The organism is Paenibacillus mesotrionivorans (genome assembly GCF_046098205.1).
In the GTDB taxonomy this organism is placed as follows: Bacteria; Bacillota; Bacilli; order Paenibacillales; family NBRC-103111; genus Paenibacillus_AR; species Paenibacillus_AR mesotrionivorans.
In genome coordinates this window covers 138,348-158,854 of record NZ_JBJURJ010000017.1, presented here as the reverse complement: position 1 = coordinate 158,854, position 20,507 = coordinate 138,348, and the positions used below count along the sequence as shown (strand labels likewise).

Sequence of the window (20,507 nt, the reverse complement as noted above, 5' to 3'; positions counted from 1 at the left end):
AAACATAAAAAACCGCATACCCAAGCCGGTCCCGGTTTTTTTATAATGAAAGTTACCCTTTGTCCATGGAGGAGCCGATGAAAGCCATCAAGACCTTTTTAATGGAAAAAAAGCTGCTGATTCGCCTGATTCTGTCCTATTTGGCCGTAGGCTTGTTAATCATCGGGGGACTGACCCTCGTCATCACCTCCAAGGTGTCGGATAACCTGAAGGAGGAGCTGACTGCGTCCACCGACCGGGCCATCGAGCAGTCCTACAATACGGCCGATATTCTGCTCAGCTTCACCTACCGCCATTTCGCCAATGCCTACTCCTCTGCAGATATCCAGGCAGGGTTCTACAGCAGTGAGTTCGATACGGCGCTGATGGGACGGATCGGAGCCAAGCTATCCGATCTGGCAGTCACCAATCCCATGGTGCATTCCGTTTACTTGGTTAACCCCAATCAGAGACTGGTGTTCTCCTCGCTGACCACGGTCCGGAGCTTCGACGAATTTTATGACCAAAAGATGCTGGAGCTTCTGGCGAATCCGATGGTTTATACAGGAAGCATCTTTATCCCGCGGAAAACGGAGTTTGTGTATGATACCAAGGTGTTCTCCGGGAATCTGATCTCCGTGGCGTATATGAGCATGCGGGATGACCGGGCTATAAGCGGAGCCATGGTGCTGAATCTCGATCAGCAGATTCTCCAGGATCTGGTGATGAACGGCACGGATAAGGGGACCAAATCCTACCAGTCCATGATTTTGAACCGCCAGGGTACGGTGGTTTCCCATACGGACAGCAGCATGATGTTTGCCGATGTATCGGATAATGAGGCCATCCGGAGGATCTTGGCTTCGTCCAGCAACAAGGGCAGTATTGAAACGGTATTCAAGGGAGAGAAGCACCGTTATTCCTATCTGAAATCCGACAGCCTGGGCTGGGTGTTCGTAGGAGACGTCAATTACGGCACGCTGCTGCAAAAGGTGAACGATATGAAGCGGTTTATTCTGACGGCAACCGCCATCATGCTGGTATTGACGTTGCTGTTCGGCATCTTTTTCATCCGCCTGATCTATAGCCCTATCCACCGGCTGGTCCAGAATGTCACCCGTGCAGACCTGGGAGGGGCGGGTCCCCGGACGGGAAGCGAATACGATCTCCTCTCCGGAACCTTCCGCTATCTGGAGCGCAGGGTACAGGACCTGCAGACCAGTATGGCCGGGTACCAATACACGGAGCGAAGAGAGGCACTGCGGCAGCTGACGCTGGGCGGCTGGAGCGAAACGGAGCTTACCCGCAAGCTGTCCCGTGCCGGAATACTGTTCCGGGAGCCGGGTTTTCAGGTGGCCCTGCTGCGGCTGGATTCCTATGACGAATGGGCCGGACCCTACAGCCCCAACGACATTTCCCTGTTGAAATATGCCATCACCAATATCGCCGATGAGCTTGGCGCCAAGCGGTTTCCCACCTACAGCTTTGACGGCGGGGAGGACCAGGTGGTGGTTGTATTCAACAAGCCGGAGGGGATGGAGCCGGAGCTGCTACATATTCTCCGGGATATCCAGGAGAATGCGGAGCATTACCTGAAGCTGTCCTTGTCGGTGGCCATGGGCAGCTATGCCAGAGGGTTCCAGGAGGTGCCGGGCTCCTGGCAGACCGCTCTGAACGGCTCCCGCTACCGGATGGTGCTGGGCCCGCGCAGCCTGATTCCTGCGGATATGGAGGAAAGCCGGGAGTCCGTCCCGGACAGTGTGTTCACCGGACTGGAGAAGCAAATCACCGATCATATGAAGCTGGGCGATCTGGCCCGGACCACAGCAGCGCTGGAGGAATATATGACGGTGTTGGGCAGGATTTCTTATGATGAGATGATGCTTCTACTGAACCAGCTTCTGTTTGCCGTCTCCCGTACGGCCAAGGCCATGGCCGCTGCCACGGATACGGGCGGCTTCCGGCCGGATATCGGGGCGCTGGGCCAGCAATTGTACAAGTTCGAAACCCTTGATCAAATCCGGGAATGGCTGGCCGCCCTGTGCGAGTCTGCCATCAGTGTGAGGGACAAACAATCCTCCCAGAAAAATTGGGCCATTGTGGAGAAGCTGAAGGAGCGCATTCATGAGCAGTATGCCGACAGCAATCTGACCGTGGACGCCTTGGCGGAATTCGGGGGGCTTTCGGTCAATTACATGCGGAAGGTATTTAAGGATATTGAAGGCATTTCCATCAATCAATATCTGACGGAATACCGCTTCGAAAAGGCCAAGTCCCTGCTTCTGGGCACCGACCTGCCCGCCAACCGGATCGGTGAGATGGTGGGCTTCGAAAACACCAAGTATTTTTATTTTTCCTTCAAAAAATATAGCGGCAAAACGCCGGACCATTTCCGCAAAAGCAGCGGGGAATGAGCCGGCCCCACGCCTCCGCCGGAGACTTTCCCCTTGTTGATACAGGCGGGAAAGTCTTTTATTGAACCGATTGTTACTTTTTGAACCCTCTGCGGAGCGGAAGAACGGGATTTTTGCATGGATTTTGGGCTACCCCGGGGAGCCGACGGTTGATTATAGTTAGGCCACGGGAACGAAAGTAAGAGACAACCCTTAAAGGAGGATCTAAATGAGTGAAACCGCTGTAACCCCGCTTGAGCGGGTTTCTCCGCCCAAGATAAAGAAACGGAGAGGGCTGGCCGCTTTTGCCCACGAGCTTGCCCGCAACAAATTTCTCTACTTCCTGGCTCTGCCGGGCATGATATGGTTCTTTGTATTTGCCTATCTGCCCATGGGCGGCATCGTTATCGCCTTCCAGGATTTCAAGGCTATGAAGGGCATCACGGGCAGCAAGTTTGTCGGGCTGAAAAACTTTCAGTTTTTCTTCCAGTCCGATGATTGGATCCGGATTGTCAGCAACACGGTTTTTCTGAACGTGCTGTTTATTGCCTTCAATACCTTTACCGCTGTGTGCATCGCCATCATGGTGACCGAGCTTAGCGGCAAATGGTTCAAGAAAATTACCCAATCGGTGATGATTTTCCCCCACTTTCTTTCGTGGACCGTCGTCGCCATGTTTATCACCGCTTTTGTGGCTACAGATGGGGGCTTCATTAACCAGATCCTGTCTGTGTTCGGTCTTGGGCCGGTCCAGTTCCTGGCCTCTCCGCAATATTGGCCGGTCATCCTGGTGCTGTTGAAGGTTTGGCATGGCGCGGGCTTCGGGTCCATCGTGTATATGGCCACCATCTCTGGCATCAACCCCGATATTTATGAGTCCGCATCCATTGACGGAGCCACCCGGCTCCAGAAGATCCGCTTCATCACGCTTCCGCTGCTGAAGCCGACGATTATCCTGCTGCTGATTCTGGCGGTGGGCGGAATTTTCAACGGGGACTTTGGCATGATCTACGCCATTATCGGCCGGAATCCTGCCCTGTATCCGACCACGGATGTCATCGACACCTATCTGTTCCGCGCCATGATGGACCTGGGGGACATGAGCATGTCCGCGGCCATCGGCTTTATGCAGTCCATTGTTGGTTTTACCCTGGTAGTCACCGTGAACTACATTGCCAAAAAGGTTGCCCCTGAATCCGCCATCTTCTAAGGAAAGGAACTCTGCCATGATCAAGGAAAGCCTGTCGGACCGCCTGTTGAAAGGTCTCTTTTATATCCTCTTGGCCGTATTCGCGGTTTATTGCCTGATGCCCTTCTGGTCGGTGGTGGCCAGCTCGTTCTCCAGCGAAGCGTCCATTCTGAAGAACGGCTACATGTTCTGGCCCTCCGACTTCAGTCTGGAAGCCTATAAGCTCATCTTCGAGGACAATACTATCTACCGAGCTTATGGCGTTACGACCTTCATCACCCTGGTGGGAACCGGCATGTCCATGGTACTGACCAGCGCTTTGGCTTATGCCTTATCGGTGAAGTCCGTGAAATACCGGAACAAAATTGCCTTCTATGTCTACTTCACCATGCTGTTCCACGGGGGATTGGTGGCGTCGTACCTGCTGATTTCCAAGTACCTGGATATGAAGGACACCATCTGGGTTCTGATCATTCCCAGTATGCTGAGTGCGTGGAACATGTTCCTGCTGCGGAACTTCTTTGCGTCCATCGATGAATCCATTGCCGAGTCGGCCAAAATCGACGGGGCCAATGACGCTTATATCCTGTTCCGCATCATTCTGCCGATTTCCCTGCCGGCCATGGCCACCATCGGGCTGTTCTACGCATTAAGCTATTGGAACAAGTGGTTTGACGCCATGCTGTATATCAACGATAAAAATCTCTACCCGCTGCAATACCTTATCCAACGGATCATGACCAATCTGGATTACATCAATGCCATTTCGGCGGATGTGAACATACCCAACTTCATTCCACCGGCCTTGACCGTACGGCTGGCTACCACCGTGGTCACCATCGGGCCTATTGTGTTTTTGTATCCGTTCCTGCAGAAGTATTTCGTCAAAGGTTTGATGGTAGGCGCTGTAAAGGGCTGATACCGTGTAAGGAGTTTGCCCGTCAAGCTTCCTGGAGCGGATTAGTATATACAAGCTCAAAATGTAAAGGGAGGAACACCATGAACGTAAAACGTATGGCTACCGCAGTTTTGTCTGTTGCCCTGCTGGGTACCGCCGCCGCTTGTGGAGACAGCACCAAGGACACCGCAAGCAGCCCCGGCGCATCCGCAGGCTCTGCCGCTTCCACACCGCCGGCGGTAACCTTGAAGGGGATGCTGTTCGGAGATGCCCCCAAGGATATGGCTGCGGTTCTGACCGAGTTTGAAGCCCGCACCAAGAACACGCTGAACACCAAGCTGGATATCCAGTGGAACCCCATCAATGACCATAAGCAGAAGGTCAAACTGATGATGGCTGCAGGCGAGTCGGCGGATTTTGTATTCGATGCCGAATTTGCCAACCTGAAGGAGCTGGTTCCCCAAGGAGCCTATGCCCAGCTGGACAAATATTTTAACAATGATGCCTATCCAGGACTTAAGAAAGCCTTTACGCCGGAATTTATTGAGGCCAACAAGCGGTATGACAATCATCTGTACACCATTCCCTTCACGCAGTATTTCTACGATATCGATGTGATTTACATCCGGAAGGACCTTCGTGAGAAATTCGGCCTTTCGCCCATCAAGAGCTACGAGGATCTGCAGAAGTATTATGATACCGTACTTGAAAAGGAAAAGGGTGTGACACCTCTTGCGTTGGGCGGCTCCCGTGGGTTCTATAAGATCTTCGGCGGCATGAATCCGGAGAACAATACCGTCCGGCCCGTGGGCATTGCCGGAGTGAACTTCTTCGTTCAATTGTCCGATGATCTGAAGACCGTCAAGGACGTGGTGGCCTTCGGCGACGCGGATTCCGAATATGGCAAGCTACCTGCTCCGTACAACACGCTGAGAACCGCACACCCTGACCATGACAAGTATGCCGAATGGAGCAAGTACCTGGAGAAGGATGTGCTGAGCCAGAAGGATGCCAAGGCCTACTTTATGTCCGGCAAGGCTGCCTCCTATGAAGGCACCATCTCCAGCTTCGCCGCCGACCGCAAAAAGCTGCAGGACACCAATTCCGCAGCCGATCTGGAATTCTTCGTCTATAACGCCAATGTGCGCGATATGAAAACCAAGGCGATCAGCACCAATTACAAGTCCAACAACAGTGTGGCAATTCCCGCCAACTCCAAGAATATCGACCGCACCATGAAATTCTTCGACTGGTTGTTCAGTGAACGGGCCAACCATGATTTGTTTGAATACGGCATTGAGGGAAAACACTGGCAGGCGGTAGGCAACAACCAGGTGAAGCTTTTGGATGAGTCCAAAAACTACACCTTCCCGGGGTATGAAATGACCTGGAATCCCAACATGATCCGCATCAACGAATCCCTGGATGACACAGCCAAGAAGTATCTGGAATATTCGGCCAAGGCGGATACCTATTATTCCCCGCCCCTTGCCAAGTTTACCTTCGACAATACCAATGTGAAGTCGGAATTTGCCAACATTAACTCCAAGTTTACGCCGTTCCTGCAAATGCTGAAGGTTGGACAGTATAAGGACTGGACAGCGGATGCGGTGAAAATGAACGGAGAATTGAAAGCGCTTGGCCTGGATAAGGTACGCGCAGAATTGAAGAAGCAGGTTCAGGATTACCTGGACAAGGGCGGCAAGTAAGGTAAGCCCTATGAACCGGCGGTGCGGAGCTGTACTCCCGCCGCCGGTTTTGCCATATCTGAAAAAACCGCACAACAAACTAAAAAAACAGCATGTTCCACAAGGCGCGTGCAGGGATAGAATGGAGAGAGGGAGCGGATAAGATGGAAACGGTTATAGATTTATGGAACTGGGAGCAGCGGCCGGGCGGTGTGAAGATAGACGAGGCGGAGGCAGACCCCAAACGGGAATTCCTGCTGATTCCCGGCGAACCGTTCACCCTGCAATATCCGGGAGTGCACAAGGAAAACCACTGGTCCCGGCTGGGTTTTGTCACCTTCAATGAATATAGCGTGGATCTTAGAGATTGGCATAGCCTTGAGCTGGAATTGGAATTTCCGGAGGGGACGGGGGTATGGGAGATCAAGGCGGAGATCGGGCTGCTTATGGATAAATCCCCCTTGCCGGAGGAAATTGAATTTTTCGAATCCTACTGCCGGGTGGCCGGTGTGGAAGAGGGGCGGACAATGCTTGTCTTTCCGCTCGGTCAATTTAACGATAAGAAGGTGTTATCCGGCAGATGGAAGTTTGTGCGCTCCGTCCGGATCACTGCGGTGGGAGACGGTGGGAGCGGGGAAGCAAAGCCGGTCCGTCTTGTGAACATCCTATTCAAAAGAAGACCGGCGCTCTATGTGCATACTCCGGTGCTGTCCCGTTCGGTTCAAGCGGGAGCAGCGGCTGAATATCCTGTGTTAGTCAGCAATTGCACCGGTAAGCCGCAAGCGGTAACCCTTTCCAGGGAGCAATACGGCTGGGAAACCATGCCGGTACGGGTGGAGCCGTCTGCTTTTGTGCTGGAGGCGCGGGAAACGCGCCAGGTGATGGTATCGGTGGAGCTGCCCGAACGGGTTGCGCCGGGGGGCCATGAGGTGCAGAAGCTGATGTTTGTGCCCAATGGCCGGGGCGATCTGGCCGAGAGTCTGGAGCTGATTACCCTGCGGGAGCTTCCCCGTCCGGTGATCAAACATACGGAAGAGGGCTGGCAGACCGTTGCCCAAACGGTGAAGGAGCAGGACTGGGCCAAAGAACTGCTTGGAATGTACGTGTTTCGTGCCGAACAGTGGATGCTTCCGGCTGGCCGGACCAGGGATTTTCTGTTGGAAAGCCATCACGCCCACGAGGCAGAGAATGCAGCGATTGCCTGGAAGCTGACAGGCAGGCAGGACTTGGGGGAAAAGGCGGCGCAGTTTCTCCGCAGGGTGGTTGATCCGGCGGAGGGATACCCCTTGACCCGTAAGGCATGTAGCCAGGAGCTGGTCCATGAAGGGGAATTTTTCAAGCACACGGCAGTGGTTTACGATCTCTTGGCTGACTGGGGTTTGCTGGCGAAGGAGGATCACGTCCATACGGAGCATACTTTCCGTCTATTTATGGAGCTTATTGATTGGGCGCTTAGTGTGGGAGGCATCTCCAACTGGACCCTGGCCGAGATGACCGGGGCCTTGTACTGCAGCCAGGCCCTTCAGGATTATGAAAGGATGCAGCGTTTTTTGTATGGAGCCGGAGGATTCACTGACCATCTGTCCAAGGGAACACTGGATGACGGCTGGTGGTATGAATGCTCTGTCGGCTATAACCTCATGTCGGCGGGGCTGCTGTCGGAGATCGTCCAGAGCTGCCGTCCCTGGGGCATCAATCTGTCGGATACCTGGGTTCCCTCCCAGTATTACGGTCAGGTCACACCCGGCGGCAAGCCGGAAAAGGATGGCTTATGCCTGGACATCTGGGGACCCAGTCGCCTGAATTACCGCTCTATCACCCAGATTTGGGACAGTCTGCTTCCTTTTGCCGATTACCGGGGTGTGCTCTTCGGCATCAACGATTCGGCGGAGTCCAAGCTTCCCGGCATCTCGCCGAGAGGGTATATGGACGGGCGTTATGACCTGGCCTATTATCTGTACCGCAAGCCGGAATATGCAGATATTCTGCTTACCTGCAGCCTGGAGGACCGTGACCTGCTGTATGCCGTACCCGGTCTTGCTCCCAGCACCTCCAAGCCTTATCTATCCTCGGCGTATGCCGACAATTCGGGTGTGGCGGTGCTGCGTTCGCAGACGGAGGGCCGGAAGCCGGAGGAGCAGATCCAGGCTGTCGTGAAGTACGGCTCTCACGGCGGAGCCCACGGCCATTATGACCGGGCCAGTCTGCTGTCCGTTATGCGGTACGGACGGAGCTTCTATAATCCGGAGAATATCTGGTACAGCTACCACACCTTTATGTACAAATTTTATGTCCAAACCTCCCTAACCCACAATATGGTGGTGGTGGACCGGAAGCAGCAGGACCCGGCGGAGGGCAGCAGGCTATTGTTCCATAGCGGCCAGCTTTTCCAGGCCTGCGCGGTGGAGAATCAGGCGCGCTGGTCCTATCCCCCTTACGGCGGCTGGATGGTGGACGGCGACAAAAGCTTTGCGGAGCGCACCTGGAATGAAGCCCGGTATATCCCCATTCCGGAGAACCCTCCGGAATATACCACCCGTACCGGGTTTACGGAGCCGGTGCTCCAACGGCGTCTGACCGTGGTCACCGACGACTATGTGGTTCTGTTCGATTACCTGGCAGGCGATGAGGTGCATGATTACGACTGTCTGTTTCACTGCAAGGGGCTGACCGGGATAGAAGCGGGAGGGCCAGTGGAACGGATCAACCATACGGAGCAGTTCGACCCTGATCCTCTCAACAGCGCCCAACTGATCACGGATTGCGACTGGTATGAGCTGGAGGGACCGGTGAAGGCCCAGTTCCGGACGGGCTTCGGTACCGGGTTCGACAACAGAGCCAACCGGACGGAGCTGAATACAGACGGTCCGCTGAACATCGACCATTACACCGTCTGGCCGCCCCAGGCAGAACTGATCGTGGGCCATACACCGGAATATTACAAGGTGGAAAAACAGCTGGAGTACGAGGTCCGCAGCGGCGGCAAAGTGCTGGCATCAGGCAGCTTTGGCGCATGGATTTTGGGCCGGGATGATCTGGATTTACAGTTGGACAGTGGGGAAACGCTGGAGCTGAGAGTGAGGGCTCAAGAAGGAATTGGAGAGCATGGAATCCGCAAAACCACAGAAAAGACCATCTTTTGGGGAGACCCGTGTATTGAGACGGAGTCGGGTGAGGTTCTGTATCTGGCGGACCTCCCGCTGGTGAGGGAGAATACCGATCCTGGCTGCGGTCCGGGTGTGGATTATTATGGCGGTCCGGTGAAGCTGCAGGCCCGCCAGTTCGATAAGGCAATCCCTGCCAACCCTGTGGATATGGACCAGGCGGGGGTCATCACTGTGGACCTGACCGGTCTGAAGGCCGTCCGGTTTACGGCATCCATCGGTGCCGATTACCCCTTGGGCGATGAAGCGGCCAGACGGAAAATGCTAAGTGTCCGCTCCACCGGCAAAACCGCCAGATTCATTACTATGATGGAACCATATGAAGACAAATCGATGGTGGCCTCCGTTCAGGCGTCCTCCGCCGATGAGCTCACGGTCAGGCTTGCCGACGGCCGGGTTCAGGTATTGCGAGTGAGCGGCCTGGAGGGCAATGGAGGGCATATGCTGGTTGAGGCTAATGAATATACGGCGGATGGCCGGGTTATCCGGAGTGAGCGGACAGCCTACTAAACCCCATAGAGGAGAATGGAGGGACCCGGTTGGAGAACGAAGCAGGCGAAGCGGGCATTAAGATTCCGGATTGGACCACGGATGCCTTCTTGGGGACGCTGTACGAGAGGACGGCTGCCCGAAGACAGGAGAACCGGCGGAATGCCGGAAAGCCGGAGCAACAGGCATGGCTGCGGAGCAGGCTGAAGGCCGCATTGGGCGGTTTCCCTGAAAGGGATCATCCCCTGCGAGCCCGGAAGCTGGAACGGACAGAATACAAGGATTTTATTCTGGAGCGTGTTGTGTACACGACCATGGAATCTGTCCATGTCCCGGTGATGGTGCAGATTCCCAAGAAGGGTCAAGGTCCATGGCCTGCAGTCTTGGCCTGCCACGGTCATGGCAGCGGCCAGCGGGATGCGGCTGGCTTGGATGAGCTGGGGCGGGAGCTGGAGGAGCCTGGCATTCATAACCGCTTCGCCGTGCAGCTGGTTCGCAAGGGTATGCTGGTGGTGATTCCGGAAATCATGGGCTTCGGGGTCCGCCGGATGGCGGAGGAGCTGAAGGCCAACCCACATTATAGCTCCTGCGGCACTTTAGCCTCGCAGCTGCTGATGTATGGCCGGACACTGGCGGGGATGAGAGTGTTTGAAGCGATGAGAGCCTTGGACTACATGGCGTCGAGACCGGATGTGGACAGCAGCCGGATGGGGGTGTTCGGTTTTTCCGGGGGAGGGCTGATTGCCGCCTTTACGGCGGGATTGGACGAACGGGTCCAGGCGGCTGTATTATGCGGCTGGGCCAATACCTTCCGGGGCAGTACCCTGGCGATGCATCATTGCATCGACAATTATCTGCCCGGCCTCCTTCTGGATACGGAGCAGCCAGAGCTGGCCGGGTTGATGGCACCGCGGGCATTGTTTGTGGAGTCCGGGGATCAGGACCCGATTTTTCCCGTGGAGCATACCAGGCAGGCCATTGCATGGCTGGAGGCGCATTATTCCGCGTGGGATGCCCCCGGACAATTTGCCTGGGATATTCATCCCGGCGGCCATGAGATAAACGGAAGAAAAAGTGCGGAATGGCTCCTCCGGAAGCTTGGCGTCGGGCAGGTGCCAGGATTAGAAGCTGAATAAGAAAGGAAGAACAATTACATGACTTCAATTAAGAATCCGATTCTGAGAGGGTTTAATCCGGACCCGTCCATTATCCGGGTAGGAGATGATTATTATATCGCTACCTCCACCTTCGAATGGTTTCCCGGCGTACAGATCCACCATTCCCGGGATTTGATCCACTGGGAGCTGGCGGGACACCCATTGAACCGGGTTTCCCAGCTGGACCTGCGGGGAGTAGGCGCTTCCCAAGGCGTTTGGGCTCCATGCCTGACCTATGACAACGGCGTCTTTTATCTGGTGTATACCGTGGTGAATTCGTTCTATTGCAAAATGTACGACACCCATAATTATCTGGTGACCGCCTCGGATATTCTTGGCGACTGGTCGGAGCCGGTGTATCTGAACAGCTACGGCTTCGATCCGTCCCTGTTCCATGATGAGGATGGCCGGAAGTATATTGTCAGCATGGTAACGGACCATCGGGTGAACAAGCAGTACAGGGGGCATCTGGTGCTTCAGGAATACTCACCGTCGGAGCAGAGGATGTTAGGGGAAGCGCGGACGATTTTTGCCAGCCACGAGGGTTTCTTCGAAGGGCCGCATATTTATAAGCGCAACGGGTATTATTATCTGTTCGCCGCCGATACGGGCACGGGAGAAGGGCATGGACAATCTATCCTGCGCTCCCGGGAGCTGTACGGACCGTATGAGGCATACGAAGGCAATTCCATTATGACAGCCCGCGACCACCCGGAGCTGCTGCTGCAGAAGTCCGGTCACGGCGATCTGGTGGAAACCCAAAACGGCGAATGGTACATGGCGCATCTATGCGGGCGGGCACTTGAGAACCGCACGGACAAAGGCGACCGTAAATATACTCTGGGACGGGAAACGGCCCTCCAGAAGGTAGAGTGGACAGAGGACGGCTGGCTCCGGTTGGCAAACGGCACACGGCTTCCGGAGGCGGAGGTGGAAGGCCCCGGTCTGCCGCTGCACCCTTTCCCGGTGAAACCGTCAAGGGATGATTTTGATGGAGAGCAGCTGGATATCCGGTTCCAGTCCTTGCGTATTCCGCTGGATGAAACCTTCTATTCCTTGACGGAACGCAAAGGATTTCTGCGCCTGTACGGCAGGGAAGGGCTAGGCTCGAAATACCGGCAAAGCCTCATTGCCCGGCGCTGGGAAAGCTTTGTATTCACTGCAAGCACCTGTGTGGAGTTTAGGCCTACTATTTACAAACAATTGGCGGGCCTGATCTGCCTGTACGATACGGAGAACTATTATTATCTCCATCTCACCCACCATGACGATTACGGGCGCTGCCTGTGCATTCTGTCTGCCGTGAATAACGTGTATGCGGAGCCTGCCGGATATATTCCCCTACCCGAGGAGGCGGAGCGGGTGTGGCTGCGTGCGGCAGTGGACCACGACAAGCTGCAGTTTTCATATTCGGTAACGGGCGAGAACGCCTTTACCCCGGTGGGGCCGGTATTGGATGCCAGCACCCTGTCTGATGAAGCTTGCCGGGAGGGGTGGTTCACGGGAGCCTTCGTAGGGCTGTGCTGCCAGGATCTGACGGGCTTCCGGAGGCCCGCGGACTTCGATTATTTTGAATACCGGGAAGAGAGCTAAACGCTGGAGGAAATGGAAAAAGCCTCTTGCTGGCATAATACCGCCGTGGTACTATAGGAATCACATCAGAAAGAAGCAACCCGCTGCAGGAAGTTTTCCGTGGAGGGTTGCTTCTCTATATATCAACGGGAGAAGAGGGGAAACCATGATGATTGAACTGAAACGGACATCCTCAGAGGATACGGATTTTGAGACCTTGACCGGGCTGCTGGATCAGGATCTGGAGCGCAGGTATCCGGGTACGAGGGATTTTTTTCAGCCTCTTAATAAGATCAAGCTGGATGCCAAGGCCGTGGTGGCCTATGAGGATGGGAAGCCGGTTGGCTGCGGGTGCTACCGGGAGGCGGCAGAGGGCCAAACCGTGGAGATTAAACGAATGTACGTTTTGGATGAAAACAGGGGCAGAGGCATTGCCGGGCAGGTACTTCGTGAGCTGGAGACCTGGGCGAAGGAAGCAGGCAAAAAACGGGCCATTCTGGAGACCGGGCGTGGCCAGCCGGAAGCTATTGCGTTATATACCAAAAGCGGCTACGCCGAAATAGACCGGTATGCACCATATACCGATAGGGAAGACAGCGTTTGTATGGGGAAGGATTTGTAGAAACAGGAGGGGCAGGCAATGGAGGTTGAGCTGCGGAAGCTGTCCGTAACAGACGGACAGGATATCTATGATATGCTGCAGGACATTCCTAAAGCGGAGAATGGGTTTATTAACGGCGGGCACGGATGCTCCCAGGTGGAGTTCCGGCAATGGCTGGTCCGTCAGGATGCTGCATCCCGTGGAGAGGGGCTGGCGGACTGGATGGTGCCGAGCACCACCTATTGGCTCTATGCTGACGGGTACCCGGTGGGCTTCGCCAAGCTGCGCCACTATCTGTCGGACAGGCTGAGGGAGGACGGCGGCAACATCGGGTATGCCATCAGGCCCGGCCAGCGGAATAAGGGCTACGGCACAGTCATGTTAAGCAAGGTGCTGGAGGAAGCCCGGCGTATGGAGCTTGGTCAGGTGCTGGTGACGATATGGCCGGGAAACCAGAGCTCCATCAACGTGGCGTTGAAGAATAACGGGACGATTACCCGGTCAACGGCGGATAAGCATTACATCTGGATCGATTGTTAGCTGACGGAGGGGAAGCTCGAATGAAGCTGGGAATGCCGACTCTTGTGGAATATGCCAGGCTTGAGGAAAACCTGGAGCTGTGCCGGAGGCTTGACCTGGAGTTTGTGGAGATTAACATGAATCTGCCGGTCTGCAATCCGGAGGTGACGGGATATGCGGAGCTGCTTCGGCTGAAACAGGAATACGGGGTAGAGCTGACGGTTCATCTGCCGGAGGAGCTGGACTTGGGCTCCATCCATGGTGCCATGCGCCAGGGACATGTACAGCGGTGCAAGGAGGCCATAGATTGGGCCAGTGGGGCAGAGATCGGAATTTTGAACCTGCATCTGAATTCGGGGGTTTATTTTACCCTGCCTGACCGGAAAATCTGGATTTATGAAGCTCACCAAGAGACCTTCCTCGCCAATCTGGCGGCTTCGTACGCGGAGCTTTACCCATATGCCAGGGAAAAGGGCGTTTTAATCTGTATCGAAAATGCCTGCAACTTCCACCTGCCGTTTATCCGGGAGGCGCTGGACAGGCTGGCGGCTTTCCCGGAATTTGCATTGACCTGGGATGTGGGCCATGACGCCAAAACCGGGTTTGCGGAGGGGCCTGTGATTGCGGGTTATCCGGACCGGTTGAAGCACATGCATCTGCATGACTTTGACGGGAAGCAGGATCATGCCCGGCTCTATACCGGACAGGTTCCGGTGGAGAACAGACTAAGACTGGCGGAGCAGAAGGGCATCGGGGTTGTGGTAGAGGTCAAAACCAGCCAGGCTCTGGAGGATTCGATCCGCAGTGTACGGACTAATTTCCATTAGAGGGGAAGTGAATCCATGAAAGCGTACATGCTCCAGCAATACAGCTACCACATGTGGGCCAATGAACAGGTTTTCCGGCATGTGGAGTCTTTGCCTGCTGAGGTATTTTTGAAGGAGGTGCAGTTGGGCTTCAGCTCGGTAGCGGAGGCGATGGCCCATATTCTGGCTGTTGATGAGATTTGGTTTGCCCGGTTGAAGGGGGAAAGCCCCGTGGGTCTTGCCACGACGTCCTTTACCTCAGTCAGACAGGCGGCCCAGAGCTTCCGGCAGCTTCTGCAGGAGAATTTGGATTATCTGAAGGAACAGGAAGACTTCCACCGGATTGTATCCTATAAGAGCATAAAGGGGGAACCCTTCCACAATACTGTGGTTGAGATTATCCAGCAGGTGGTCAACCATGGCACCTACCACCGCGGGAATATTACCACCCTCCTGCGGTCTCAGGGCTACAAGGGAGCCGTTACGGATTATGTGGCTTTTTTGAGAGCGAAGTGACAGCGTCTTATCGATTAGGCTGGAGGATGGGTGCATGAACGCCAATATAACCATGAGAGATATCGCTGAAAAGCTGGGAATCAGCACAGTGACTGTATCCAAGGCTTTGAACGGCAAGGATGGCGTCGGTGAGGAGCTGCGGGTTAAGGTAAAGGAAACAGCGGCACAGCTGGGGTACCGGTTAAACACCATCGCCAAGTCCATGAAGGAAGGCTGCTCCTACAATATCGGAGTGGTTATTGCAGAGCGCTACACAGGGGCAGGCCACTCGTTCTATATGCAGTTTTACCAGCAGCTTGTGCAGGCTTTGGAGGAATATCAGTATTCCGGTCTTCTGCATGTGCTGCATGCGGACGATGAAGCCAGTCTTGTACTGCCGCGGATCTATAACGAGAGGAAAGCGGACGGGTTCATTCTCTTGGGCCAGCTGGACAAGGCCTATGTGCATGCATTCCTGGGCACGGGGATACCCGTGACGCTGCTTGACTTTTACACGGACCAGCCTGTGGACAGTGTGGTCGGGGATAATTTCTTCGGATCCTATGAAATGACCAATTATCTGATCGCTGAAGGCCACAGGGACATTGCATTTGTGGGGAATATTTATTCCACCAGCAGCATTCAGGACCGCTATCTTGGCTATTGCAAATCATTGCTGGAGCATAAGCTCCCCCTTCGCCCCGAGTATGTCCTAAGTGACAGGGACGAGCTGGGACGGTTTACGGAAATCACCCTGCCGGTTCCACTGCCTACCGCTCTCGTCTGCAATTGTGACCAGGTTGCCTACAATCTGGTGGTGCACCTGCAGAAGAAGGGGATACAGGTTCCGGAGCAATGCTCGGTGACAGGGTTTGACAATGACTTGTACTCCACGCTGTGTGAGCCGAAGCTGACCACCATGGAGGTCAATATGCGGGAGATGGCGGAGACGGCGGTGACGATGATGATCCGCAAGATCAAGCACAACGATGAAACGGCGGGGCGTGTTTTGGTGAAGGCCAAGCCGGTATACCGAAATTCCGTTAAGCCGCAGAATATATAGTTTGCTTTTAAAAAAAGCTCTTTGCCTTCGGGCAAAGAGCTTTTTTCTCAACTGCCACCCCTTTATAGTCTTCCCTTGTCATTTCGGAAGAAAATGACAACGGAGGCCATTGACCGAGCCTGAAGCAAAAGCCTAAAATAGCTTTGATTTAGCTAATCGATAAGCTAAATCATTAATTATGACAGGAGGAAACGCACTATGGAATCTCAGCATGTGCGGATTTTAGGGCAGGCATTGCCTCATATGCCATGGCAGAACAAGCCGGAGGGAGAAGAGGGGGTCATGTGGAGGCATGACGGAAATCCGGTGATTCATTGGAATCCCATCGCTAAGGCGGCACGGATTTTTAACAGCGCTGTTTTACCGTATGGAGAAGCATTCATTGGGGTATTCCGCGCAGACCACAAGAATGGAAAGCCGCAAATTCATGTGGGGCGGAGCAAGGACGCATTGCATTGGGACATCGAAGCGGAGGAAATTCAATGGACCGACGAAGCGGGTGCACTCTGCCAGCCCCTGTATGCGTATGATCCCCGGCTGGTGGAGATTGAGGGGACCTACTACATTATTTTCTGCACTGATTTTGGCGGTGCGGCGCTTGGGCCTGGGGATGACCAAGGATTTTAAAACCTTTGTACGGCTGGAGAACCCGTTTATTCCCTTCAACCGCAACGGAGTGCTGTTTTTGCGGCGGATCAACGGCAAATATCTTCTTCTTAGCCGTCCCAGCGACAGCGGCCACACACCCTTCGGGGATATTTTCTTAAGCGAAAGCCCGGATTTGGTGCATTGGGGCAAACACCGCCGAGTTATGTCCCGAAGCTCTTCGGGCTGGTGGCAAAGCGTCAAGATTGGCGCGGGTCCTGCCCCCATTGAAACAACTGAGGGCTGGCTGCTGTTCTATCATGGGGTATCCGGCACCTGCAACGGTTTTGTGTACAGTATTGGTGCCGCGCTGCTGGATTTGGAGGATCCGTCCAAGGTGCTGTACAGAACCCGCGATTACCTGCTGACACCGGAGAAGCCTTATGAAACCACAGGCTTTGTGCCCAATGTGGTCTTTCCCTGTGCAACGCTCCAGGATGCCGAAACCGGACGCATCGCCGTTTATTACGGGGCAGCCGACACCTATGTGGCCGTGGCTTATACCCGCTTGGACGAGCTGATTGCTTATATGAAGGCCAATTCCGAGCTTGCCCCTGGAGATGAAGTGAGCTTCAAGTGACAATTGAGGACTATAAATCACAATTCAGCCTCCTATAAAGAGAAGATGCGCCGGCCTATAATACAACATGTAAGCGAATCCATGTCTGTTATAAACGAATGAGAGGGGTAAGGAAAGATGAGAAAAGCAATCCCTGGGGCCCTGGTGGCCGTTTTAACCCTGTCTTTGGCAGCCGGATGCAGCGGAAGCAGTGACAACGGCAAAACGGCGGAATCCGCCAAACCTGCTGTTACGGATACCGCAAAAGCAAGTGAAAAGCCCGGCAGCAATATTAAGGGCAAGGTTACCTTTTTGACAAACCGCACCGACATGGTAGACAAGGAATACAAGGATTACGCCAAACGTTTCAAGGAAAAATACCCCAATGCCGACATTGAATTTGAAGCAATCCGCGACTATGACAAGAACGTGAAGGTCCGGATCGCTTCCGCCGATTATCCCGATATTCTGCTGGTGCCCACCATACCCAATTCGGATTTGCCCAAGTATTTTGCACCGCTGGATGATATGGGCCTGAACGAAAAAATTTACTTCAAGGACTTTAAGGCTACCAGCGGAAAAATGTACGGAATTGCCTCCGGGGCTTCCACATCGGGCATTGTCTATAACAAAAAGGTTTTTAAGGATGCAGGCATAACAGCGGTACCTAAAACATTGGACGAATTGTATGCCGCAGCGGAAAAGCTGAAGGCCAAGGGCATTGTGCCGCTGGCGTCCAACTTCAAGGACAAGTGGCCGCTTCAATCCTGGGTTTATGATCTTCCCCCCGTCATTGCCGGAAGTGCCCAGCTGGGTAATGACCGGATCAAAACCAATACCCCGTATACATTAGATAATGGTTACGGCAAGTCCATGGGGATCTTGAAAACCATGTACGAGAAGGGCTTCCTGGAGCCGGACATCAATTCCACCAATTGGGAGCAGTCCAAAAAGGATGTAGCCACCGGCAAGTTCGCCATGTACTTCCTGGGCAACTGGGTCATTAACCAGATTATCGAAAACGGCGCCAAATCGGAGGATATCGGATTTTTCCCGATGCCCTATGACAATTCCGGCAAAACCAATGCTCCGTTGAATCCGGACTGGTTCTATGCGGTGAACAAAAACTCCAAGAATCAAGAAACCGCCAAGGCATTTGTCAAATGGATGATTGAAGAATCGGGCTTTGACAGCTTTGCCGGCTTTATCCCGGTTCTGAAGGATAAGCAGCCTGAACTGGCTCAATTAACGGAATTCAAGGCCTCCAACCCGTCATTTATCGAAGGGGTTCCGGATAACGACCAAGCCATCGCCACCCAGAATAAAGCCCAAATTGATCCTCCGGCCATTGTACAGGAATTTGTGCTGGGCAAAAGCCAAGAGGTGTTTGACAAGTTCAATAAACAATGGGCGGATGCCAAAAAGGCACTTGGTTATTAATTGGGGCTGGCGGCAGAATGGATTATCCAGGGACTCCGGGTAATCCATTTTGCTTCCGCAAGCAGCTTTTCGAAGGAAGGAAGGAAACCGACATGTTCAGCACATTGCCGTACAAAACTCAAAAATGGCTGATTGTTACCGGATTTTTGCTGGTTCCGATGGCCTTACTTTGCACCTTTACATTTTATCCGGCTATCAAGCTGGTTTACTTGAGCTTTACCAACTGGGATGGGCTTAGCCCCGACAAAAAGCTGATCGGCTGGGACAACTATGCCGAGGTATTCCGGAACCCGAAGATATTCGGGGTATTTCTGCATCAGATTCCGTATTTTCTGGTAGGCATCGTTCAAAATATCGCAGCGCTGCTGTTTGCTGTCATCTTGAACGGAAAGCTGAAGGGACGCCATTTTTTCCGGATGATTCTGTTTTTGCCCTTTATTATGAATGGCATTGCGGTTGCGTTTATGTTCCAGTTTGTATTCGACACCACCAACGGCTCCCTGAACGCCTTGTTGGGTCTGATCGGTTTGGACAGTCTGCAAACAAGCTGGCTGGGCAATGCGAAGATTGTGAATTTTTCGTTAGCCTCCGTAGGCTTTTGGCGGTTTATGGGCTACAACATGGTCATCTATATCGGTGCGCTACAGGCGATTCCCGGAGACATCTATGAGGCGGCGACCATAGACGGGGCCAACGGCTTCCAGCAATTCTGGAATCTGACCCTGCCCAATCTGGCCAAGATCATCGAATTGAATATGTTCTTAACCATCAGCGGCGCGTTATCCGTGTTTGATTTGCCTTTTGTGCTTACTGCAGGCGGACCGGCAGGGGCTTCCACTACCTTCGTATTTAAAACCGTTGAAACGGCGTTCCAATATAATAATTACGGGCTGGCATCGGCCATGAGCATTGTGCTGCTATTCATAACCATTGTGATTCTGGGCATACAAAGCAAAGTCATCAACAGGAAGGGGGAATAGGTCATGAAACAGCAGCCTGTACTGAAGAGCCTCCAATATTTTCTGTTGATGGCGGCCGTCTTTGTAGTAGTATTTCCGCCTTACGTGGTTTTTGTCAATGCCTTCAAGGATAAAAGCGAGTTTGGCTCGGCGGGGCCGTTTACGCTGCCCAAAAGCTTCGCCAACCTGGAAAATTTCCGGGTTGTTTTTGAACGGGCGCATCTGGCCCAGGCCTTCGGCAATACCTTCGTCATTATTGCGGTTTCCCTGGTGGGCAATGTTATTCTGGGCACCATGGTGGCGTATGCCATTGGCCGGTTTGATTTTCGCGGAAAAGGGCTGGTTATGGGAGCATTTCTGGCTGCCACCATCATTCCGACCATCACCACGCAGGTGGCTGTATTCTCCATCATCCAATCCCTGCACCTGTTCAACACACTGTATGCGCCTATTCTGCTGTACATCGGAGCGGATGTGGTGCAGATTTACATTTACCTGCAGTTCATCAAAAGCATCCCGTATGAGCTGGACGAAAGCGCCATGATTGATGGAGCCTCGCTGTTCCGGATTTACCGGAAAATTATTTTTCCGCTGCTTACGCCTGCAACAGCCACGCTGGTCATCCTGAAAACCATCAATATCTACAATGATCTGTACATTCCTTACCTGTACATGCCCAAAGCGAAGCTGGGGGTGGTTTCCACCTCCATCATGCGGTTTGCCGGAATCAACCAGGCGGAGTGGAACTACATCTGTGCGGCCATTCTGATCATCATGCTGCCTACCGTCATTCTCTATTTAGTCCTGCAGAAATTTATTTTTTCAGGGGTGACCAGCGGGGCCGTCAAGGCCTGAACGTCTGGAGGAGAGGCATACGCCCGAAATACTGCA

15 protein-coding genes and 1 pseudogene are annotated in these 20,507 nt (G+C 53.7%); all 16 read left to right on the top strand.

Translation table 11 applies throughout. The annotated features are described in order from the left end of the window. Nucleotides 1–77: 77 nt before the first annotated feature. The 16 genes and pseudogenes from ACI1P1_RS23500 to ACI1P1_RS23425 all read left to right on the top strand — a co-directional run bounded on the left by ACI1P1_RS23500 (nt 78) and on the right by ACI1P1_RS23425 (nt 20,471). Nucleotides 78–2,393 carry an AraC family transcriptional regulator gene (locus tag ACI1P1_RS23500; protein WP_416218893.1) on the top strand — a complete coding sequence of 772 codons (2,316 nt, stop codon included), beginning with the start codon at nt 78–80 and terminating at the stop codon, nt 2,391–2,393. Between the two features lie 208 nt (nt 2,394–2,601). Continuing rightward, complete coding sequence (locus tag ACI1P1_RS23495; protein ID WP_416218892.1) at nt 2,602–3,582, top strand: ABC transporter permease; 981 nt, start codon at nt 2,602–2,604, stop codon at nt 3,580–3,582. A 16-nt stretch (nt 3,583–3,598) separates the two neighbouring features. After that, the gene (locus tag ACI1P1_RS23490) at nt 3,599–4,480 is read left to right on the top strand and encodes a carbohydrate ABC transporter permease (RefSeq protein ID WP_416218891.1); all 882 of its coding nucleotides are present in this window, start codon (nt 3,599–3,601) and stop codon (nt 4,478–4,480) included. Nucleotides 4,481–4,560: 80 nt separating this feature from the next. Next, nucleotides 4,561–6,168, top strand: a complete 1,608-nt coding sequence (locus ACI1P1_RS23485; protein WP_416218890.1) for an extracellular solute-binding protein — start codon at nt 4,561–4,563, stop codon at nt 6,166–6,168. Between the two features lie 143 nt (nt 6,169–6,311). Next, on the top strand, nt 6,312–9,821 hold the full coding sequence (locus ACI1P1_RS23480; protein WP_416218889.1) for a COG1470 family protein: 3,510 nt from the start codon (nt 6,312–6,314) through the stop codon (nt 9,819–9,821). A gap of 29 nt (nt 9,822–9,850) precedes the next feature. Next, nucleotides 9,851–10,936, top strand: coding sequence for an alpha/beta hydrolase family protein (locus tag ACI1P1_RS23475; RefSeq protein ID WP_416218888.1), 1,086 nt, complete (start codon nt 9,851–9,853; stop codon nt 10,934–10,936). A gap of 18 nt (nt 10,937–10,954) precedes the next feature. Continuing rightward, the gene (locus ACI1P1_RS23470) at nt 10,955–12,550 is read left to right on the top strand and encodes a glycoside hydrolase family 43 protein (RefSeq protein ID WP_416218887.1); all 1,596 of its coding nucleotides are present in this window, start codon (nt 10,955–10,957) and stop codon (nt 12,548–12,550) included. Nucleotides 12,551–12,695: 145 nt separating this feature from the next. Next, the gene (locus ACI1P1_RS23465) at nt 12,696–13,151 is read left to right on the top strand and encodes a GNAT family N-acetyltransferase (RefSeq protein WP_416218886.1); all 456 of its coding nucleotides are present in this window, start codon (nt 12,696–12,698) and stop codon (nt 13,149–13,151) included. An 18-nt stretch (nt 13,152–13,169) separates the two neighbouring features. After that, the gene (locus ACI1P1_RS23460) at nt 13,170–13,670 is read left to right on the top strand and encodes a GNAT family N-acetyltransferase (RefSeq protein ID WP_416218885.1); all 501 of its coding nucleotides are present in this window, start codon (nt 13,170–13,172) and stop codon (nt 13,668–13,670) included. Nucleotides 13,671–13,690: 20 nt separating this feature from the next. Beyond that, nucleotides 13,691–14,476, top strand: a complete 786-nt coding sequence (locus ACI1P1_RS23455) for a sugar phosphate isomerase/epimerase family protein (RefSeq protein WP_416218884.1) — start codon at nt 13,691–13,693, stop codon at nt 14,474–14,476. A 15-nt stretch (nt 14,477–14,491) separates the two neighbouring features. Continuing rightward, nucleotides 14,492–14,971: a DinB family protein gene (locus ACI1P1_RS23450; protein ID WP_416218883.1), complete on the top strand. Its 480-nt coding sequence runs from the start codon at nt 14,492–14,494 to the stop codon at nt 14,969–14,971. A gap of 34 nt (nt 14,972–15,005) precedes the next feature. Continuing rightward, nucleotides 15,006–16,013 carry a LacI family DNA-binding transcriptional regulator gene (locus ACI1P1_RS23445; protein WP_416218882.1) on the top strand — a complete coding sequence of 336 codons (1,008 nt, stop codon included), beginning with the start codon at nt 15,006–15,008 and terminating at the stop codon, nt 16,011–16,013. 198 nt (nt 16,014–16,211) lie between these two features. Continuing rightward, a pseudogene (locus ACI1P1_RS23440) lies at nt 16,212–17,238 on the top strand (glycoside hydrolase family 130 protein). A 117-nt stretch (nt 17,239–17,355) separates the two neighbouring features. Further along, complete coding sequence (locus ACI1P1_RS23435) at nt 17,356–18,657, top strand: ABC transporter substrate-binding protein (protein ID WP_416218881.1); 1,302 nt, start codon at nt 17,356–17,358, stop codon at nt 18,655–18,657. 92 nt (nt 18,658–18,749) lie between these two features. After that, nucleotides 18,750–19,637, top strand: a complete 888-nt coding sequence (locus ACI1P1_RS23430) for a carbohydrate ABC transporter permease (protein ID WP_416218880.1) — start codon at nt 18,750–18,752, stop codon at nt 19,635–19,637. Between the two features lie 3 nt (nt 19,638–19,640). Further along, the gene (locus ACI1P1_RS23425) at nt 19,641–20,471 is read left to right on the top strand and encodes a carbohydrate ABC transporter permease (protein WP_416218879.1); all 831 of its coding nucleotides are present in this window, start codon (nt 19,641–19,643) and stop codon (nt 20,469–20,471) included. Nucleotides 20,472–20,507 lie beyond the last annotated feature (36 nt).

Coding starts and splice junctions, on each gene's coding strand:
- ACI1P1_RS23430 (WP_416218880.1), top strand. CDS start 18,750: ATGTTCAGCACATTGCCGTACAAAACTCAAAAATGGCTGATTGTTACC.
- ACI1P1_RS23465 (WP_416218886.1), top strand. CDS start 12,696: ATGATGATTGAACTGAAACGGACATCCTCAGAGGATACGGATTTTGAG.
- ACI1P1_RS23435 (WP_416218881.1), top strand. CDS start 17,356: ATGAGAAAAGCAATCCCTGGGGCCCTGGTGGCCGTTTTAACCCTGTCT.
- ACI1P1_RS23500 (WP_416218893.1), top strand. CDS start 78: ATGAAAGCCATCAAGACCTTTTTAATGGAAAAAAAGCTGCTGATTCGC.
- ACI1P1_RS23470 (WP_416218887.1), top strand. CDS start 10,955: ATGACTTCAATTAAGAATCCGATTCTGAGAGGGTTTAATCCGGACCCG.
- ACI1P1_RS23455 (WP_416218884.1), top strand. CDS start 13,691: ATGAAGCTGGGAATGCCGACTCTTGTGGAATATGCCAGGCTTGAGGAA.
- ACI1P1_RS23460 (WP_416218885.1), top strand. CDS start 13,170: ATGGAGGTTGAGCTGCGGAAGCTGTCCGTAACAGACGGACAGGATATC.
- ACI1P1_RS23480 (WP_416218889.1), top strand. CDS start 6,312: ATGGAAACGGTTATAGATTTATGGAACTGGGAGCAGCGGCCGGGCGGT.
- ACI1P1_RS23495 (WP_416218892.1), top strand. CDS start 2,602: ATGAGTGAAACCGCTGTAACCCCGCTTGAGCGGGTTTCTCCGCCCAAG.
- ACI1P1_RS23425 (WP_416218879.1), top strand. CDS start 19,641: ATGAAACAGCAGCCTGTACTGAAGAGCCTCCAATATTTTCTGTTGATG.
- ACI1P1_RS23450 (WP_416218883.1), top strand. CDS start 14,492: ATGAAAGCGTACATGCTCCAGCAATACAGCTACCACATGTGGGCCAAT.
- ACI1P1_RS23445 (WP_416218882.1), top strand. CDS start 15,006: ATGAACGCCAATATAACCATGAGAGATATCGCTGAAAAGCTGGGAATC.
- ACI1P1_RS23485 (WP_416218890.1), top strand. CDS start 4,561: ATGAACGTAAAACGTATGGCTACCGCAGTTTTGTCTGTTGCCCTGCTG.
- ACI1P1_RS23490 (WP_416218891.1), top strand. CDS start 3,599: ATGATCAAGGAAAGCCTGTCGGACCGCCTGTTGAAAGGTCTCTTTTAT.